General features: G+C 36.5%; 13 protein-coding genes. All 13 read left to right on the plus strand.

Features of this window, described 5'->3' with window-relative positions; genetic code table 11:
* Positions 1 to 122 precede the first annotated feature (122 nt).
* The 13 genes from nifJ (at position 123) to HMPREF1135_RS02665 (ending at position 18,314) form a co-directional block, all read left to right on the plus strand.
* Positions 123 to 3,650: a pyruvate:ferredoxin (flavodoxin) oxidoreductase gene (gene nifJ, locus HMPREF1135_RS02605; RefSeq protein WP_007591688.1), complete on the plus strand. Its 3,528-nt coding sequence runs from the start codon at positions 123 to 125 to the stop codon at positions 3,648 to 3,650.
* A gap of 195 nt (positions 3,651 to 3,845) precedes the next feature.
* On the plus strand, positions 3,846 to 5,471 hold the full coding sequence (locus tag HMPREF1135_RS02610; protein WP_007591690.1) for a helicase HerA-like domain-containing protein: 1,626 nt from the start codon (positions 3,846 to 3,848) through the stop codon (positions 5,469 to 5,471).
* A 2-nt stretch (positions 5,472 to 5,473) separates the two neighbouring features.
* Entirely contained in the window at positions 5,474 to 6,484 is a 1,011-nt protein-coding gene (locus HMPREF1135_RS02615) for a deoxyguanosinetriphosphate triphosphohydrolase (RefSeq protein WP_007591692.1), read from the plus strand.
* 10 nt (positions 6,485 to 6,494) lie between these two features.
* On the plus strand, positions 6,495 to 8,234 hold the full coding sequence (dnaG, locus tag HMPREF1135_RS02620) for a DNA primase (protein ID WP_007591693.1): 1,740 nt from the start codon (positions 6,495 to 6,497) through the stop codon (positions 8,232 to 8,234).
* Positions 8,235 to 8,244: 10 nt separating this feature from the next.
* Positions 8,245 to 9,414, plus strand: a complete 1,170-nt coding sequence (gene rpoD, locus HMPREF1135_RS02625; RefSeq protein ID WP_007591694.1) for an RNA polymerase sigma factor RpoD — start codon at positions 8,245 to 8,247, stop codon at positions 9,412 to 9,414.
* A 7-nt stretch (positions 9,415 to 9,421) separates the two neighbouring features.
* Positions 9,422 to 10,102 carry a tRNA (adenine(22)-N(1))-methyltransferase gene (locus tag HMPREF1135_RS02630; RefSeq protein WP_007591695.1) on the plus strand — a complete coding sequence of 227 codons (681 nt, stop codon included), beginning with the start codon at positions 9,422 to 9,424 and terminating at the stop codon, positions 10,100 to 10,102.
* On the plus strand, positions 10,089 to 10,877 hold the full coding sequence (locus HMPREF1135_RS02635; RefSeq protein ID WP_007591696.1) for a Nif3-like dinuclear metal center hexameric protein: 789 nt from the start codon (positions 10,089 to 10,091) through the stop codon (positions 10,875 to 10,877). The genes HMPREF1135_RS02630 and HMPREF1135_RS02635 overlap by 14 nt, the downstream gene beginning before the upstream one ends.
* 3 nt (positions 10,878 to 10,880) lie before the next feature.
* Positions 10,881 to 11,975 carry a response regulator transcription factor gene (locus HMPREF1135_RS02640; protein WP_007591697.1) on the plus strand — a complete coding sequence of 365 codons (1,095 nt, stop codon included), beginning with the start codon at positions 10,881 to 10,883 and terminating at the stop codon, positions 11,973 to 11,975.
* Positions 11,965 to 13,404: a sensor histidine kinase gene (locus HMPREF1135_RS02645; RefSeq protein WP_007591699.1), complete on the plus strand. Its 1,440-nt coding sequence runs from the start codon at positions 11,965 to 11,967 to the stop codon at positions 13,402 to 13,404. The genes HMPREF1135_RS02640 and HMPREF1135_RS02645 overlap by 11 nt, the downstream gene beginning before the upstream one ends.
* Positions 13,405 to 13,587: 183 nt before the next feature.
* Positions 13,588 to 14,667, plus strand: coding sequence for an ABC transporter substrate-binding protein (locus HMPREF1135_RS02650; RefSeq protein WP_007591701.1), 1,080 nt, complete (start codon positions 13,588 to 13,590; stop codon positions 14,665 to 14,667).
* A gap of 80 nt (positions 14,668 to 14,747) precedes the next feature.
* Positions 14,748 to 16,247, plus strand: a complete 1,500-nt coding sequence (locus HMPREF1135_RS02655; protein ID WP_034242873.1) for a sugar ABC transporter ATP-binding protein — start codon at positions 14,748 to 14,750, stop codon at positions 16,245 to 16,247.
* Positions 16,244 to 17,305 (plus strand): ABC transporter permease, encoded by a 1,062-nt coding sequence (locus tag HMPREF1135_RS02660; protein WP_007591706.1) that lies wholly within the window; start codon positions 16,244 to 16,246, stop codon positions 17,303 to 17,305. The genes HMPREF1135_RS02655 and HMPREF1135_RS02660 overlap by 4 nt, the downstream gene beginning before the upstream one ends.
* Positions 17,295 to 18,314, plus strand: a complete 1,020-nt coding sequence (locus tag HMPREF1135_RS02665) for an ABC transporter permease subunit (RefSeq protein WP_007591717.1) — start codon at positions 17,295 to 17,297, stop codon at positions 18,312 to 18,314. The genes HMPREF1135_RS02660 and HMPREF1135_RS02665 overlap by 11 nt, the downstream gene beginning before the upstream one ends.
* Positions 18,315 to 18,469 lie beyond the last annotated feature (155 nt).

Consider the following 18,469-nt stretch of genomic DNA (forward strand, 5'->3'; position numbering starts at 1 on the left):
ATAGTACACAAAATACATACATAATTATTTGCAAATATTTTTTAAATTGGTATAATGAGATACGAAAACTAATATTTTATTATTATAAATATTATAAAGAATTACTTAGTAGGAGGAATTAAATGGCTAAGAGACAAATGAAGACCATGGATGGTAATCAGGCAGCTGCTCATGCATCATATGCGTATACTGATGTTGCTGCAATTTATCCGATAACACCATCATCTGTCATGGCGGAGCACACCGATGAGTGGGCAACAGAGGGTAGAAAGAATATTTTCGGCCAGACTGTACAAGTTACAGAAATGCAATCAGAGGCAGGTGCTGCAGGTGCAGTTCATGGTTCTCTTTCAGCTGGAGCTTTAACTACAACATATACAGCTTCACAGGGCCTTCTTCTTATGATCCCAAATATCTATAAGATAGCAGGTGAGCAGCTTCCGGCAGTTATTAACGTTTCTGCACGTGCTATTGCAACACATGCACTTAGTATTTTCGGTGATCATTCAGATGTTTACGCTTGTCGTCAGACAGGTGCTGCAATGCTCTGTTCATCATCAGTTCAGGAGGTTATGGATTTAACACCTGTTGCACATTTATCAGCGCTTAAGGGTAAAGTACCTTTCATCAACTTCTTTGACGGATTCAGAACATCACATGAGATTCAGAAGATTGAAACTTGGGATTATGAAGATCTTAAGGATATGGCAGATATGGATGCTATAGCCGCTTTCAGAAAGAATGCACTTAATCCTAATCGTCCTGTAGAGAGAGGTTCTGCACAGAACCCTGATATCTTCTTCCAGGCAAGAGAAGCAAGCAACCCTTATTATGATGCATTACCTGCAATCGTTCAGGAGTACATGGATAAGGTTAATGCTAAGATTGGTACAGATTATAAATTATTTAACTACTATGGTGCTGCTGATGCCGAGACAATCATCATCGCTATGGGTTCAGTTAATGATACAATAGAAGAGACAATTGATTATCTTTCAAAGCAGGGTGAGAAAGTCGGTGTTGTTAAGGTAAGACTTTACAGACCTTTCAGTGCACAGGCACTTATCGATGCTATCCCTGACAGCGTTAAGAGAATCGAAGTTCTTGACAGAACAAAAGAGCCGGGATCACTTGGTGAGCCGCTTTGGCTTGATGTTGTTGCAGCACTTAAGGGAACAAAGTTTGATGCTGTTCCTGTATTCAGCGGTCGTTACGGTCTCGGTTCAAAGGATACAACACCTGCTCAGATAGTTGCAACATTCCACAACACAGAGAAGAAGAGATTTACTATCGGTATCAATGATGATGTTACACATCTTTCACTTGATCCGGGTCCTGCTCTTATTACAACACCTGAGGGAACTACAAACTGTAAGTTCTGGGGTCTTGGTGCAGACGGTACTGTAGGTGCTAACAAGAACTCTATCAAGATTATCGGTGATAACACAGATTTATATGCTCAGGCATATTTTGACTATGACTCAAAGAAGTCAGGTGGTGTTACAATGAGCCACTTGCGTTTCGGTAAGAAGCCTATTAAGTCAACATACCTTATTCGTAAGGCAAACTTTGTAGCATGTCACAATCCTGCATATATGAGAAAGTACAACATGGTACAGGAACTTGTTGACGGAGGTACATTCCTTCTTAACTGTACATGGTCAGATGCGGAGCTTGAGGAGCACATCCCGGGACAGGTTAAGAAGTATATCCATGATCACAAGATCAACTTCTACACAATCGACGGTGTAAAGATCGGTATTGCTACAGGTATGGGACCTACAAGAATTAACACAATTCTTCAGTCAGCATTCTTTAAGCTTTCAGCAATTATTCCTGAGGAGCAGGCTATTGACCTCATGAAGAAGGCTGCTGAGAAGACTTACGGAAGAAAAGGTGAGGATGTAGTTAAGAAGAACTGGGCGGCTATCGACGAAGGCGCTAAGAACGTTCATAAGGTAGAGGTTCCTGCAAGTTGGGCAAATGCTGAGGATGAGGGACTTGACTATGCGGTACATACAGAGGGTAGAGAGGATGCAATCAAGTTTGCCAACACTATTCAAACAGCTGTAAGTGCACAAGAGGGTAACAACCTTCCTGTATCTGCATTTGTTGACTATGTTGACGGTACAACACCTGTAGGTACATCAGCATACGAGAAGCGTGGTATTGCTGTAAATATGCCTATCTGGAACAGTGATAACTGTATTCAGTGTGGATTCTGTTCATATGTATGTCCTCATGCAGTTATCAGAACAGTTGCTCTTACAGAGGATGAGGCAAATAATGCTCCTGAGGGAATGAGCGTACTTCCGATGACAGGTATGCCGAACTACAAGTTTACAGTAGCCGTATCAGCTCTTGACTGTACAGGTTGCGGTTCTTGTGCTAACGTATGTCCTGGAAAGAAGGGCGAGAAGGCTCTTGTAATGGAGAGTATGCCTGAGAATGTACATAGACAGAAGTGGTTTGACTATGCAACAGCTACACCTGAGAAGGCTGAGGTTATAGCTAAGTTCAAGGAGACAACAGTTAAGGGATCACAGTACAAGAAGCCGTTACTTGAGTTCTCAGGCGCTTGTGCAGGTTGTGGTGAGACACCTTATGCAAGACTTATTACACAGCTCTTCGGTGACAGAATGTACATTTCAAATGCTACAGGATGTTCATCAATCTGGGGTAACTCTTCACCTTCAACACCTTATACAGTAAATGATAAGGGACATGGTCCTGCTTGGTCAAACTCATTGTTCGAGGATAATGCGGAGTTCGGTTACGGTATGTTCCTTGCAAATGAGGCTATCAGAAAGGGACTTAAGTCAAAGGTAGAGGCTATTGCCGAGAACGGTTCGGAAGAACTTAAGGCAGCAGCTAAAGAATACCTTGATACATTCACTGTAGGTGCATTAAACGGTACAGCAACAGATAATCTTGTAGCTGAACTTGAGAAGTTAAATACAGCTGAAGCTAAGGAAATCTTAGATAACAAGGAATTCTTATCAAAGAAGAGTCAGTGGATCTTCGGTGGTGACGGTTGGGCTTATGATATCGGTTTCGGCGGTCTTGACCATGTAATCGCAAGCGGTAAGGATGTAAACATCATGGTATTTGATACAGAGGTTTACTCAAATACAGGTGGACAGAGCTCAAAGTCAACAAAGACAGGTGCTGTAGCACAGTTCGCTGCCGGCGGTAAGGATACAAAGAAGAAGGATCTTGCAAGTATTGCAATGAGCTACGGTTATGTATATGTAGCACAGATCGCTATGGGTGCAGATTATAACCAGACTGTTAAGGCATTGGCTGAGGCAGAGGCTTATCCGGGTCCATCACTTGTTATTGCATATGCTCCATGTATCGCTCACGGTATCAAGAAGGGTATGAGCAAGGCTATGACAGAGGAGAAGCTTGCTGTTGAGGCAGGTTACTGGAATAACTTCAGATTCAACCCTGATGCTGAGAACAAGTTCACTCTTGATTCAAAGACACCTACAGGAGATTACCAAGAGTTCCTTAAGGGAGAGGTTCGTTACTCATCTCTTGCACTCAAGGATCCTGAGAGAGCATCTGAACTCTTCGAGAAGAATGAGAAGGATGCTAAGGAAAGATTCTCATATCTTGAGAAGCTTGTAACATTATATTCAAAATAATATAATCTTAGATTTGATATAAATAGAATTAATAGACGAAAGTTTATTTAGTGTACAGACGGAAGCCGCTTTTGCGGTCAAAGAGAGTCGATACTTTAAGTATCGGCTCTTTTTGTATTAAAATATTATATTCACTTGTTATAATATGAAAGTTGGGATAGAATAGAAGTATAAAGTGAAATTTTAGGAGATACTATGTATAAAGAGAATGAAATATGGGTGGTAAGCGACGGTGATGCCAAATTATGTATAAAATCAAAATATGCAAACAGACACGGACTGATTGCAGGAGCTACAGGAACAGGTAAAACAGTTACTCTAAAGGTAATGGCTGAATCATTTTCAGATGCCGGAGTGCCGGTGTTTTTATCCGATATAAAGGGTGACTTATCAGGTATGTGTAAGCCGGGTGAGGAAAAAGAAAGTATAACTAAAAGAGTTGCCGAGCTTGGTATGGGAGAAGATTTTTCATTTAAGGCATATCCTACAGTTTTCTGGGATATATTCGGGAAAAAGGGATTACCTCTCAGAACTACAATTTCGGAGTTCGGACCGATGCTGTTGGCAAAGCTTCTTGACCTTAATCAGATTCAGACAGATATACTGAATATTATATTTAAGATAGCTGATGATGAGGGATTACTTCTTATCGATTTAAAAGATTTAAAGAGTATGCTCAACTATGTCAGTGAAAATGTCGCAGACTATAAGGCGGAGTATGGAAATATAGCACCTCAAAGTGTCAATGCAATAATGAGAGGTCTTGTAGCTCTTGGAGATAAGGGCGGAGATGTATTTTTCGGTGAGCCTGCACTTGATATAAATGATTGGTTTGTTACAAAGGACGGCAAGGGTATGATAAATGTTCTTGATGCAACAACTATCATAAACGATCCGGGAATATATGCCACTTTTATGCTTTGGATGCTGGCTGAACTATTTGAGATAATGCCTGAGGTCGGAGATCTTGACAAGCCTAAGATGGTATTTTTCTTTGATGAAGCACATCTTTTATTTAAAGATACTCCAAAGGCTCTGCTTCAAAAGATAGAGCAGGTAGTAAAACTTATAAGATCAAAGGGTATCGGAGTGTACTTTATAACACAGAACCCAAGTGATATACCGGATGAGGTATTGGCACAGCTTGGTAACAAGGTACAACATGCACTCAGAGCTTATACACCTGCAGAACAAAAAGGTATAAAGGCCGCAGCACAGAGTTACAGAGCAAATCCTGATTTCGATACGGCTGAGATTATAACAAATTTGGGTATAGGTGAAGCGGTTGTATCTTTTATAGAAGATGACGGTGCACCTGCGATGGTAAGAAAGGCCAAGGTACTTCCGCCACAGTCATATCTCGGAGCAATCGATGATATGATGAGAGCTGCAGTTATTTCTATGTCAGATCTGGCAAATAAATATAAAGATATGGTGGACAGGGACTCGGCGTATGAATTCTTACAGAGATTGCAAGTGGAAATCTCACAAAAGCAGGAAGAGGAAAGACAGGCCGAGATAGCAAGAAAAGAAGCTGAAAAGCAGGCTGAAATAGAAAGAAAAGAGGCCGAAAAGCAGGCAAAGGCGGCACAAAAGGAAGCTGAAAAGCAGGCAAGAGAGGCCGAAAAGGAAGAAAAGAAGAAAAAGGATGCCATAAAGAAGGGTGTAGCTACCGTGGCAGGTACGGCTGCAGGCACTATCGGAAGACAAATCGGTAAAACTTTAGGAAAATCAGGCGGAAAATTCGGTTCAAGCCTGGGAGGAAATCTGGGAGCAAGCCTTGGAAGAGGAGTACTCTCGACATTATTTAAACTGAAATAATTATGAATATAAGAGAAGATATAGAACTCAGAGAGGAATTAACTCTCAGTAAATATGCCGCTTTAAGCAAAAATTCTTTAGGAAGAGACAGGTATGAAGAAGCCTGTGATATAAGGACTGTATATCAAAGAGACAGAGACAGGATACTTCACTCAAAGGCGTTTAGAAGACTGAAACATAAGACTCAAGTTTTTCTGGCGCCTGAAGGAGATCATTACAGAACAAGACTTACTCATACACTTGAAGTGGCACAGATTGCACGAACTATAGCCAAGTCTCTAAGATTAAATGAAGATTTGACGGAAGCGATAGCTTTGGGACATGACCTTGGACATACGCCTTTCGGACATTCGGGGGAGGACGTACTCAATGACGTATGTTCATTCGGTTTTGCACATTATGAGCAGAGTGTAAGAATAGTTGAGTTTATAGAAAAATCCGGACGTGGACTTAATCTTACAAAAGAAGTCAGAGACGGTATATTAAATCACAGAACATCAGGTAATCCTTCCACCTTGGAGGGTCATGTTGTAAGACTTTCAGATAAGATTGCCTATATAAATCATGATATAGACGATTCTATAAGAGCGCGTATTATGGAAGAAGATGATATTCCGAAAGAATACAGCGATATACTCGGCCATTCGGTGAGAGAAAGACTTAACAATCTGGTACACGGTGTGATAGAAGGAAGTATTGATAAGCCTGAAATTTCCATGAACAGAGAGATATATAAGGCAATGATGGGACTTAGAACATGGATGTTTAAAAAGGTATATTACAATGAAGTCCCAAAATCTCAGGAGGGAAAGGCAAAGACTATGATAAAGTCATTATTTGACTATTATATGTGCCATACCGATAAGCTTCCGGATGAATATATATATTTTATAAAAGAGTTGAATCAGGACAGGGAACTGGTAGTTTGTGATTATATTGCAGGAATGACTGATTTATATGCAATAGAAAAATTCAAAGACATATTTGTTCCAAAGTCCTGGGATGTATATTAAGGAGAAATAATTGTATTATTCAAATGAAATAATAGATGAGGTAAGATCTGCAAATGATATAGTGGATGTTGTTTCAAGCTATGTGAAAATACAAAAAAAGGGTGCCAACTATATGGGACTCTGTCCCTTTCATGCAGAAAAATCTCCTTCATTTTCAGTATCACCAAGCAAGCAGCTTTTCCATTGCTTCGGTTGTGGTGTCGGGGGAGATGTAATAGCTTTTATAAGGCAGTATGAAAATTATTCTTTTACAGAAGCGTTAACACTGCTGGCTAAAAGAGCCAATATAGAATTGCCACAGGTTAGTGACAATGACAGAGCAAAAAATGATGAAAAAAACATTATTCTTGAAATAAATAAGACTGCCGCAAAGTATTTCTATGAAAACTTGCTTTCAAAGGAAGGTGAGATCGGATTGAAATACTTCAAAGACAGAGGTCTTGAGAGCAGACATATTACCCATTTCGGACTCGGATTTGCAAAAAAAACATCAAACGATCTGTATCAATACCTTAAAGGTATGGGATACGGTGATGATATATTGAAAAAAAGCGGTCTTATAAATATTGATGAAAAGGGTGCAAGAGACAGATTCTGGAACAGAGTTATGTTTCCTATAATAGATGTCAACTCAAGAGTTATAGGGTTTGGCGGAAGAGTCTTGGGTGACGGACTTCCAAAGTATGTAAATTCACCGGAGACACTTGCATTTGATAAGAGCAGAAACCTTTACGGATTGAATTTTGCAAAGAGAACAAGAAGAGATTTCTTTTTGGTATGTGAAGGATATATGGATGTCATAGCTTTACACAATGCAGGCTTTGAGAATGCTGTGGCAAGTCTTGGAACAGCACTCACACCTCTACATGTAAAACTTATAAGCAGATATACAAAAAAGGTAATACTTACATATGACTCTGACGGTGCAGGTGTAAATGCGGCAAAGAGAGCTATCCCTCTTTTAAAGGAAGAGAATATAAATGTAAAAGTATTATCTATGGCTCCTTACAAAGATCCGGATGAATTTATAAAAAATCTGGGCAGTGAGGAATTTCAAAAGAGGATAGATTCTGCAGATAATGCCTTTCTTTGGGAAGTTGAAATACTGAAGAAAGATTATAATTTAAATGAACCTGATGAAAGGACCAACTTTTACAGGGAAGTTGCAAGAATGTTAAGCGGCTTTGGAGAAAGGCTTGAAAGAGAAAACTATACTCATGCCGTAGCAAAGAGATTGATGATTGAATATAATGCACTCTTTGATATGGTTAATTCCTTCGGAAATACTGCAGTTTCCGAAAAGAAAAATACGAGTAAAGAAAATAGAAAAATTGATGACGGATATACAAAAGCGCAGGGACTTTTGCTTACATGGATGGTGGAGGAAGTGTCACTTTTTAATAAGATAAGTGAGTATGTTTCTCCGGAAAATTTCAGTGAAGGTTTCTATAGGGATGTAGCTGTAAAGATATTTGAAAAGCTTAGAGCGGGAGATTTGAGATTTTCAAATATATGTGATGACTATGCGGATGACATGGAAAAACAGAGACTGCTTTCCAAAATACTTAATACAACTTTGGGGACTAACCTCAGTGACGACGAAAAGAAAAAAGCCGTCACTGAAAGTATACTAAAAATCAGACAGGCGAGTTTAGACGAAAAGAGCAAAAATGCAAAGGGTATAGAAGAATTTCAAAAAATTATCGAGGAACAGGCGATTTTGAGAAAACTTCATGTTGATTTAGGTTAGTGGAGGAAGTATGAGGGGGAAGAATTTAAAAAATGAGTTTGAAAAGATATTAAAGAAAGATTTTGACGGAAAAATCAGTGCTTCAAATATCCAAAAGATTTTCTCCGATAATGATATACCGAAAGAATATCTTCCTGATTTTATTGAATTTCTTGAAAAGAGAGATATTTTTATTGATGATGATTATGAGAAAGAGCCTACAGAATTTGACAGCGATGCAGACCCTGAAGAATTCATTATTCTAAAGGAAAATGAATTTGAAGATGAGTTCAATGAAGAGGATATAAAGGACCTTGAAAATATAAACTTAAATATACTTGATGATTTGGACGATTATGTTTCCGTAGAAGATCCTATAAAGATGTATCTGAAGGAAATAGGTAAAATTCCTTTACTTAGTGTGGAAGAAGAGATGGTGCTTGCTCAGAAAATTTCCGACCCTGATGAAAATATAAGAAAGGAAGCCGCAAAAAAAATGGCGGAATCCAATTTAAGGCTTGTTGTAAGCATTGCAAAAAGATACATGGGCAGAGGAATGCAACTTTTGGACCTTATACAGGAAGGGAATCTTGGGCTTTTACGTGCTGTTGAAAAATTTGATTATCAAAAGGGATTTAAATTTTCAACTTATGCAACATGGTGGATAAGGCAGGCTATAACCAGATCTATTGCAGACCAGGCCAGAACCATAAGGATTCCGGTGCATATGGTTGAGACAATAAACAGGCTTATAAAGACACAGAGAAAACTTGTACAGGAGCTTGGCAGAGAGCCGAAGCCTGAGGAAGTTGCAAAGATAATGAGTCTTCCGGTATCGAAAGTAAGGGAGATAATGAATTTTGCACTGGAACCTGTATCTATGGAAACACCTATAGGTGATGAAGACGATTCACATCTGGGAGATTTTTTACAGGATTTTAATGCTAAAGTGCCTGTCAACTTCGCAATGGATGTGCTCTTACATGACCAATTGATTGAAGTAATAAAATCACTTACCGAAAGAGAACAAAAGGTAATCCTCCTCAGATTCGGACTTGAGGACGGAAAACCCAGAACACTTGAAGAGGTAGGAAAGGTCTTCGGAATCACAAGAGAGAGAATAAGGCAAATTGAGGCAAAAGCTCTAAGAAAGCTTAGAAACCCGTCAAAAACAAAAAGATTGAAAGATTTTTTGGAATAGAAATAAAATGAAACTGTCAAAAAGATTGCAAACTATTGCTGATTTTGTGAAGAAAAATTCAGTGGTAGCGGATATAGGAACGGATCACGCACATATACCTATCTATCTTATAGAAAATAATATAATAGATAAGGCTTATGCCTGTGATATAAATAAAGGACCGTTGGAAAAAGCAAAGGAAAACATAGAAAACTTCGGTGTAAGTGAAAATATTGTTCTGAGACTTTCCAACGGTCTTGATAAAATGTCAAATAAAGAGGCGGATACAATAATAATAGCCGGAATGGGCGGAGAACTTATTATAGATATTTTAGAAAGAGGAAAAAGTTTCTTCAATAAAAAAAATACCTTCATTTTGTCGCCTCATACAAAAACAGATGAAGTAAGAGATTACATGTTGAGAAAAGGTTTTGAAATATTAAAAGAAGATATGTGTATAGATGAGGGCAAGTTTTATACAGTAATGGAAGGCAGGTATACAGAAAACAAATTGATGTATTCAGAGGCTGAGCTCTTATACGGTAAATTTCTTATAGAAAATAAACATCCGATATTACTTGAGTTTCTAAAAAAAGAAGAAGAAAAGTATATAAGTATTTTATCAAATATCGGATTAAATGAGGACAGAAAAAAAGAGCTTAGACATAGACTTGATATAATTAAGGAGACAATGAATGAAATGCAATGAGATTTTTGAATATTTAACTAAGCTATATCCTCTTGAGCTTGCTATGGATTGGGACAATTCAGGATTTTTACTTGGAAGAAGTGATAAAGAGGTAAAAAATGTCCTGGTAGTACTTGATATTACAAATGAAGTACTTGAATATACGCAGGCAAAGGATATTGATTTGATTGTATCACATCACCCGATTATTTTTTCGGCGCTAAAGAGAGTTACAGATGAAACACTCCTTGGAAATTATATTTTAAATATACTAAAGAATGATATTTCTGTGATTGCAATGCATACAAATTTTGATATTGCAAAGGGCGGCATGGCGGATATTGCAGAACAAAAGCTTTCACTTTCAAATACAAAACCTCTTGAAGTGACTGTAACACAGGACGGTAAAGATCTTGGAATAGGAAAGATAGGAGATTTAAAAAAAGCGCTCTCATTTGATGAATTACTTTCTTTAATAAAGGATACATTTAATTTAAAGAATTTAACCGTATTCGGCAGAGAGAATATAAAGGGAAATATTAAAAGGATTGCTATAAGTCCCGGTTCAGGAAGAGGGATGTATAAGTATGCTCTTGGTGAAACGGATTTACTTATAACAGGTGATATTACACATCATGAAGGACTTGATGCTATAAATGAAGGTATCTGTATTATAGATGCCACACATTACGGCCTAGAGCATGTATTTACAGAAAAAATTGTAAATGATTTAAAAAAATACAGTGAACTGAATGTTTTTGAATTCAAAAATACAAATCCGGTGGAGATAATGTAGGGGATGGTAAAGGTCTTTTTAGTTGAGGATGAAAAGTTTGTCAGAGAAGGTATAAAAAATGAAATAGATTGGAATTCATATGGATTTGATTTTGTAGGGGAAGCTGCCGACGGTGAATTGGCACTTCCCCTAATTGAGATTTCAAAACCGGATATCTTGATAACGGATATAAAGATGCCTTTTATGGACGGTTTGGAACTTGGAAGAATAGTAAAGGAAAGGTTTCCGGATACCGTTATTATATTTTTAAGCGGTTATGATGACTTTGACTATGCCCAAAAGGCTATACATATCGGTGCATCCGAATATCTTTTAAAGCCGGTTTCAAAAGAAAAGCTCATATCGGTTTTAAAGAAGATAAAGCCTATTGCAGAATCCAAGCGACACAGTATTTTGCGAAATATAAAGGCGGACAATATTGAATTTGATATAAAAAAAATCGATACATCAGGATTTAATAAAGGAAGCTTCAAGGAATTTATTATAAACGGAAAGAGTCAGGATATTGAAAGTTATATTGAAGAATATATTGAAAAGATGTACGGACAGTTAAAGTCTTTGATATTCAGACAGTATGTAATAATGGATGCTTTTATAGAGTCTGAAAAATTCCTCGGTAATGTTGATGATAAGGAGGAACTTGGAAATAAATTCGGAAGTATGGAAGTATTTGATGAAGCCGTTACAGATATTAATACTGTGAAGCAATATTTTTTAAAATTACTGGAATATATGATTGATAAAAGAGATCAGATTTCAGGAAGGCAGTACAGCTTTTTACTTAAGAAGGCAAAAGACTTTGTTGAGAAAAATTACATGGATCCTGAGATTTCTTTAAACAGTGTTGCGGAATATATCGGTCTGAGTCCTACATATTTCAGTACTGTTTTTAAGCAGGAAGCGGGTATGAACTTTATTGACTATCTGACAAAAACCAGAATAGATGAAGCGAAAAGACTTCTTAGAAGCACTGATAAAAGGATATCGGATATAGCAATGGAAGTCGGATATCGTGACCAACATTATTTCAGTTCGTCTTTTAAAAAATATCAAGGAGATACACCTAAGTCATACAGAGAAAATAAAAATGAAGAATAGTATACAAAATTATATTATGAAAAGGTTGTTTATAACCTTTATACCCATTGCATTTATTATTATTTATCTTTTATTGGTTATGAAATGGCAGAATGATAAGTATGCCGGTATAGTAAAAAATATAAGTATTGCAACTGAATTTAATTTTAAATTTAAAGAAAATGTAGATCATAAAATGTACAGGGTGGTAATAGGTGCGGATACTATAGAAAATCAAAATCCGTATGAAGACCTTGAGTATGCAAACAAAATATTTGAAAAGTTGCTTGAAACAAACAATAAAGATGAAGGCATAAACAGACCGAAAGGTCTTATAATACTTTTAAATTTGCTTAAGAAACAAATAGATAATATAGGTAAAAGCGATATATATAAAGACTACAATAAAAATATTGACAGTCTGGAATATGATATCAGGGTTACAACCGAGCTTATAGAGGATACTGTAAATGACTATATCTATGAGGAAACCAAAGAGCTTAATATAGTAAGTATAAAAATAAGAAATCAGATGGCTGTTATATTTATGCTTAGTATTATCAGTGTATTAATTATTTTATATTTTACATTGTATATGTATAAAAAGGTATCAAGACATATCTCGGATCCCATTATAAATCTTTGTAATTATACAAAAAGAAGCGAAAACGATTTATTGGAAAACAATCCGGAGAGCAGTATTTTAGAAATTGATGAACTGTCCGAAAATTTTAATAATAAAATAATCAGAATAAAAGAGCTTATCGAGAATATAAAGACAGAGCAAAAGAATAAGAAAAACACGGAACTTTGGCTTTTACAATCTCAGATAAATCCACATTTTTTATATAACACACTTGATACTGTTGTTTGGATGGCTGAAGCAGGTGATTCAAAAAAAGTGGTTGATATGATAACCGCACTGTCAAGTTTCTTAAGAATAGGATTAAATAACGGAAAAAGATTTATACAGATAAGAGAAGAGATAAGACATATAGAAAGCTATTTAAAAATACAAAAATTCAGGTATGAGGATATTTTGGAATACAGTATTAATATAGAAGATAATCTGTATGATAAGAGAATTTTGAAACTTTTATTACAACCGATTGTAGAGAATGCACTTTATCATGGTATAAAGTATAAAAGAAGCGGCGGTAAGATTTCGGTAAAAGGCTATAGAAAAGATGAGCATATAATTTTGCAAGTAACAGACAACGGAATCGGAATGGAGACTAAAAAGCTTGAAAGGTTGAAAAATATCATAAAGAATGAATATGTAGATGAAATTGATATAGTAAAGTCATCAAAAGAGAGTTTCGGACTTTATAATGTGGCGGAAAGAATAAGGCTTTATTACGGTAATGAATATGGACTGAATATAGACAGTACCGAGAATATAGGTACGACTGTAAGTATAATACTTCCTGTAGAAAGTGATTTAATATAATTATATTATTTTAAAAATACAACCTAAATATATTAAACATATATCATAAAATAATATACATATAATACCTCTTATGAAAATAATATAAAAACAACATAAAATAGTCTATGGATACATTCATTTTATTATATTAAAATATAAATAACAAATAAATGTTTCGTAAATAATTTTAAGGAGGAGTTTATGATTAAAAGAGGTTTAAGTTTATTTGTATCTGCAGTTATGCTGACAATGTTTGCACTTACAGGTTGCGGTGGAGGTACAAAAGCACCTGAAGAGAGCAAGGCGGTTGAATCATCAGAAACCGCAAGTGAGAGCAAGAGCGAGGAAGCAAAGAGTGAAGAGTCCAAGGATGCTTCAAAGGTTATTGTAGTAGGTTATGCACAGGTTGGAGCAGAGTCTGATTGGAGAACTGCAAATACTGAGTCATTCAAATCCACATTTGTTCCTGAAAACGGATATGAGCTTATATTTAACGACGCTCAGCAAAAACAGGAAAATCAGATTAAGGCTATCAGAGATTTTATTCAGCAGGAAGTTGACTATATCGTACTTGCACCTGTTGTAGAAACAGGATGGGATACAGTTTTACAGGAAGCAAAGGATGCGGGAATCCCTGTAATACTTTCAGACCGTATGATAAAAACTTCGGATGATTCTCTTTATACAGCACTTGTATGCGGTGACTTTATAAAAGAGGGTGAGACTGCAGGACATTGGCTTGAGGAGTATTTAAGATCAAAGAGTGCAGACAATGATAAGAAAATCAATATAGTTACTCTCCAGGGTACAATCGGTGCATCTGCACAGGTTGGAAGAACAGACGGTTTTGCAAATATCTTGGCTCAACATCCGAATTGGAATATGCTTGCAAAGCAGACAGGTGAATTCACACAGTCAAAGGGTCAGGAAGTTATGGAGTCATTCTTAAAGCAGTTTGATGATATTGATGTAGTGGTTGCGGAAAATGACAATATGGCTTTCGGAGCTATCGATGCTATAAAGGCTGCAGGAAAGACATGCGGACCGAACGGCGATATAACGGTTATATCATTTGATGCCGTAAAGGCCGCATTTGATGCAATGATTGCAGGTGATTTAAATGCAAGTATTGAGTGCAGTCCGCTTCATGGACCAAGAGTAGCTGAAATCATCCAAAAGCTTGAAAAGGGTGAAACAGTGGATAAGATTCAGTATGTTGATGAATCATATTTTGATACAAGTATGGATCTTGAAAAAATTAAGGCAGGAAGAGCTTATTAATACAGCATAATTTTATATTTTGCATAAAGAAAATACCGGGAGTGAGGAGTTTATTGCTCCTCACTCTTTTTGAGGTGATTATGGATAATCTGTTAAAAATGAGAGGAATCTGTAAAAATTTTCCTGGAGTAAAGGCACTTGATAATGTGGATTTTAATTTAAACAAGGGTGAAATACATGCTCTGATGGGGGAAAACGGTGCAGGAAAGTCCACACTTATAAAGGTACTTACAGGAGTGGAAGAGTTTGAAACCGGACAGATAATTCTTGAGGATAAAAAAAGTATAATAAATAAAAGCCCGAAAGAAGCGCAGGAAAACGGAATCAGTACAGTGTATCAGGAAGTGAATCTCTGCTCTAATATCTCAGTGGCGGAAAATTTATTCTTGGATCGTGAGCCGAGAAAATTCGGACTTATTGATTGGAAAAAAATGAATAGAATGTCCAAGGAACTTTTGGATAAATTGGATATTAAAATAGATGTAACCAAGCCTACAGAAAACTATTCAATTGCAATACAGCAAATGATTGCCATTGCCAGAGCGGTTGATATGTCGGCAAAGGTACTGATACTTGATGAGCCTACCTCATCACTTGACGATGGAGAGGTTGAAAAACTTTTTGTTTTAATGAAAAAATTGAAAAATGAAGGCATAGGAATAATATTTGTTACACATTTTTTGGAGCAGGTATATGCGGTATGTGACAAAATAACTGTTTTAAGAAACGGGTCTCTTGTAGGAGAGTTTGAAGTGGATAATCTTCCAAGAGTACAGCTTGTAGCAAAAATGATGGGCAAGGATTTTAACGACCTTGAATATATTAAGGGTGAAAGCACACAGACTAATGATAAAGAAGTACTTCTTAGCACAAAGTCGCTTGGCTCAAAAGGTAATATAAAACCGTTTGATCTTAAGTTAAATAAAGGAGAGGTTATAGGAATAACCGGTCTTTTGGGGTCAGGGCGTTCTGAACTTGTCAGAACTATATACGGTGCCGACAAAACGGATACCGGACAAATAGTATTCAAAAACATAGAAGTTAAAATAAATGCTCCGATTGATGCTATGAAACTTGGTATGGCATATCTTCCTGAAAACAGAAAGGATGAGGGTATTATAGCGGATCTGTCTGTAAGAGAAAATATAATAATAGCCATGCAGGCCAAACAAGGAATATTTAAACTTATACCGAGAAAAAAACAGGAAGAATTTGTAGATAAGTATATAGAAATATTACAGATAAAAACAGCAGGGAGAGAAACACCTATAAAACAGCTTTCAGGCGGAAATCAGCAAAAGGTTATACTTGCAAGGTGGCTACTGACAAATCCGGAGCTTCTTATATTGGATGAACCAACAAGAGGAATTGATGTTGGAACAAAAACGGAGATACAAAAGCTGGTTTTAAAATTGGCAACAGAGGGCATGAGTGTAATATTTATTTCATCGGAAATTGAGGAGATGATTAGAACCTGCCAAAGAATGGTAGTAATGAGAGATAAGAAAAAAGTAGGTGAATTGAAGTCTGATGAAATATCTCAAAATAATATAATGAGTGCTATAGCAGGGGGTGAATGACAGTGAAAGAATTTAAAATAAAAAATATAACATCCGCAAGACTCTTTCTGCCTATAGTAAGTTTAATTTTAGTCTTAATTATAAATATGATAAAGACACCGAATTTTTTTAATATTACTATACAAAACGGAGTATTTTACGGATATATAATTGATGTAATAAATCGTGCAAGTGAGCTCGTAATACTTGCAGTAGGTATGACTCTTGTAGTTGCTTCATCAGGAGGTACGGATATATCGGTAGGTGCGGTATGTGCACTTGCAGGTGCTGTGGCCTGCTTTATTTTGGCAGGTGGCGAAGTTTCCACAGATGTATATCGTGCACCATATATAGCGGCATTTATTGCGGCGGTAGTTGTCGGATTACTTTGCGGCTCATTCAACGCTTTTCTTGTTGCAAAGATGAATATACAGCCTATGGTTGCAACTTTGATATTATTTACAGCAGGTAGAGGAATGGCTCAGCTTGTTACAAACGGACAAATAACCTATATAAGAGTCGAATCATTCAAGATGCTTGGTAATTCTATACATGGAATACCGCTTCCCACACCTGTATTTGTGGCATTAGCGGTCGTTTTGATAACACTTATTATACTCAAAAAAACAGCTTTGGGGCTTTACATTGAAACTGTGGGAATAAATAATAAAGCTGCAAGACTTGTGGGTTTAAATCCTGTATATATACAGTTTATAGCCTATGCATTTTGTGGTCTTTTGGCAGGACTTGCAGGAATGATAGTTTCATCAAGAGTATATTCCGCAGATGCAAATAATGCCGGACTTAATATAGAGCTTGATGCAATACTGGCTGTAGCCCTTGGCGGAAACAGCCTGGGAGGAGGAAAGTTTTCACTTCTTGGAAGTGTTATAGGAGCTTACACTATTCAAGCATTGACTACAACATTATATGCTATGAGTGTTTCGGCAGATCAGCTACCGGTATATAAGGCAATTGTGGTTGTAATAATAGTTTCATTACAGTCAAAAGAATTTAGAAAGATAATAAGAGAATTTAATTTAAATAAGAAGAAAGCCGAGGTTGTATATGAAAGATAAGTTAAAAAATATAGATAATAAAGCCTTCTTACTTTATATGACAATTGTTCTCTTTATTATAATGTATGGAATAGGGGTTGTAATGTTTGGAAATAAGGGATTTCAAAAACCGCAGGTATTTTTAAATCTCTTCATATCTAATGCAGGACTGATTGTTATAGCAACAGGCATGACTATGGTTATAATATCCGGTGGAATAGATATATCTGTCGGTTCATTTGTAGCACTTACCTGTATGGTATTGGCATATTTAATGGAGAAAATCAAGATAAACGCGCCAAGTGCAATTGCAGTCGTAATCATAATCGGTCTGATATTCGGACTTGTACAGGGAATACTTATTTCATATCTCAATATTCAACCGTTTATAGTTACACTGGCAGGCATGTTCTTTGCCAGAGGTATGACGGCAATTATATCTCAGGAGATGATAAGTATAACAAATGAAACATTTCTCTCATGGGCGAATAAGAAGATAACAATTCCCTTATTCGGTATAGTGAATAAGAAAGGTGCGGTTGTATACCCGTATATCTATCCTACAGTAATAGTCGCTCTTATTATACTTGTACTGATGTTCATACTTTTAAAATATACCAAGTTTGGAAGAAGTGTGTATGCTGTAGGCGGAAATGAGCAGTCGGCACTTCTCCTTGGACTGAATGTAAAAAAGATAAAACTTCAGGTGTATGTACTGAACGGATTGTTATGTTCTATCGGCGGATTTTTATTCTGTCTAAACACCTGTGCAGGATTTGTAGAACAGGCTAAAGGATTTGAGATGGAAGCAATAGCGGGAGCGGTAATCGGTGGAACATTACTCACCGGAGGTGTAGGTAATGTATTCGGCAGTCTTTTCGGTGTACTTATAAAAGGTACTATAGAAGCTTTTGTAAGTTTTCAGGGAACATTATCATCATGGTGGACAAAGATAATAATAGCTGCCATACTTGCATTTTTCATAATACTGCAGAGTATACTTGCAATGTCAAAGAGAGGTAAGAAGTAGCAATAAATGGACATTTGTAGAAAAGTGTAGATTTCTATGAAAAATACTGTCATATATTTTATGGCGGTATTTTTTGTTTCTTGTTGAAATTTTATAAACATATGTTATGATAAAGTCATTAAATTTTGGGTAGAGGAGGTGCGTAATAATTTTAA

The sequence above is a fragment of the Lachnoanaerobaculum sp. OBRC5-5 genome, from assembly GCF_000296385.1.
Taxonomy (GTDB): Bacteria; Bacillota; Clostridia; order Lachnospirales; family Lachnospiraceae; genus Lachnoanaerobaculum.

What these genes read in the sequence shown, in the direction of transcription:
- nifJ (WP_007591688.1), top strand. Translation starts at nt 123, where the DNA reads ATGGCTAAGAGACAAATGAAGACCATGGATGGTAATCAGGCAGCTGCT.
- rpoD (WP_007591694.1), top strand. Translation starts at nt 8,245, where the DNA reads ATGAGGGGGAAGAATTTAAAAAATGAGTTTGAAAAGATATTAAAGAAA.
- HMPREF1135_RS02660 (WP_007591706.1), top strand. Translation starts at nt 16,244, where the DNA reads ATGACAGTGAAAGAATTTAAAATAAAAAATATAACATCCGCAAGACTC.
- HMPREF1135_RS02635 (WP_007591696.1), top strand. Translation starts at nt 10,089, where the DNA reads ATGAAATGCAATGAGATTTTTGAATATTTAACTAAGCTATATCCTCTT.
- HMPREF1135_RS02665 (WP_007591717.1), top strand. Translation starts at nt 17,295, where the DNA reads ATGAAAGATAAGTTAAAAAATATAGATAATAAAGCCTTCTTACTTTAT.
- HMPREF1135_RS02615 (WP_007591692.1), top strand. Translation starts at nt 5,474, where the DNA reads ATGAATATAAGAGAAGATATAGAACTCAGAGAGGAATTAACTCTCAGT.
- HMPREF1135_RS02630 (WP_007591695.1), top strand. Translation starts at nt 9,422, where the DNA reads ATGAAACTGTCAAAAAGATTGCAAACTATTGCTGATTTTGTGAAGAAA.
- HMPREF1135_RS02645 (WP_007591699.1), top strand. Translation starts at nt 11,965, where the DNA reads ATGAAGAATAGTATACAAAATTATATTATGAAAAGGTTGTTTATAACC.
- HMPREF1135_RS02610 (WP_007591690.1), top strand. Translation starts at nt 3,846, where the DNA reads ATGTATAAAGAGAATGAAATATGGGTGGTAAGCGACGGTGATGCCAAA.
- HMPREF1135_RS02640 (WP_007591697.1), top strand. Translation starts at nt 10,881, where the DNA reads ATGGTAAAGGTCTTTTTAGTTGAGGATGAAAAGTTTGTCAGAGAAGGT.
- HMPREF1135_RS02650 (WP_007591701.1), top strand. Translation starts at nt 13,588, where the DNA reads ATGATTAAAAGAGGTTTAAGTTTATTTGTATCTGCAGTTATGCTGACA.
- HMPREF1135_RS02655 (WP_034242873.1), top strand. Translation starts at nt 14,748, where the DNA reads ATGGATAATCTGTTAAAAATGAGAGGAATCTGTAAAAATTTTCCTGGA.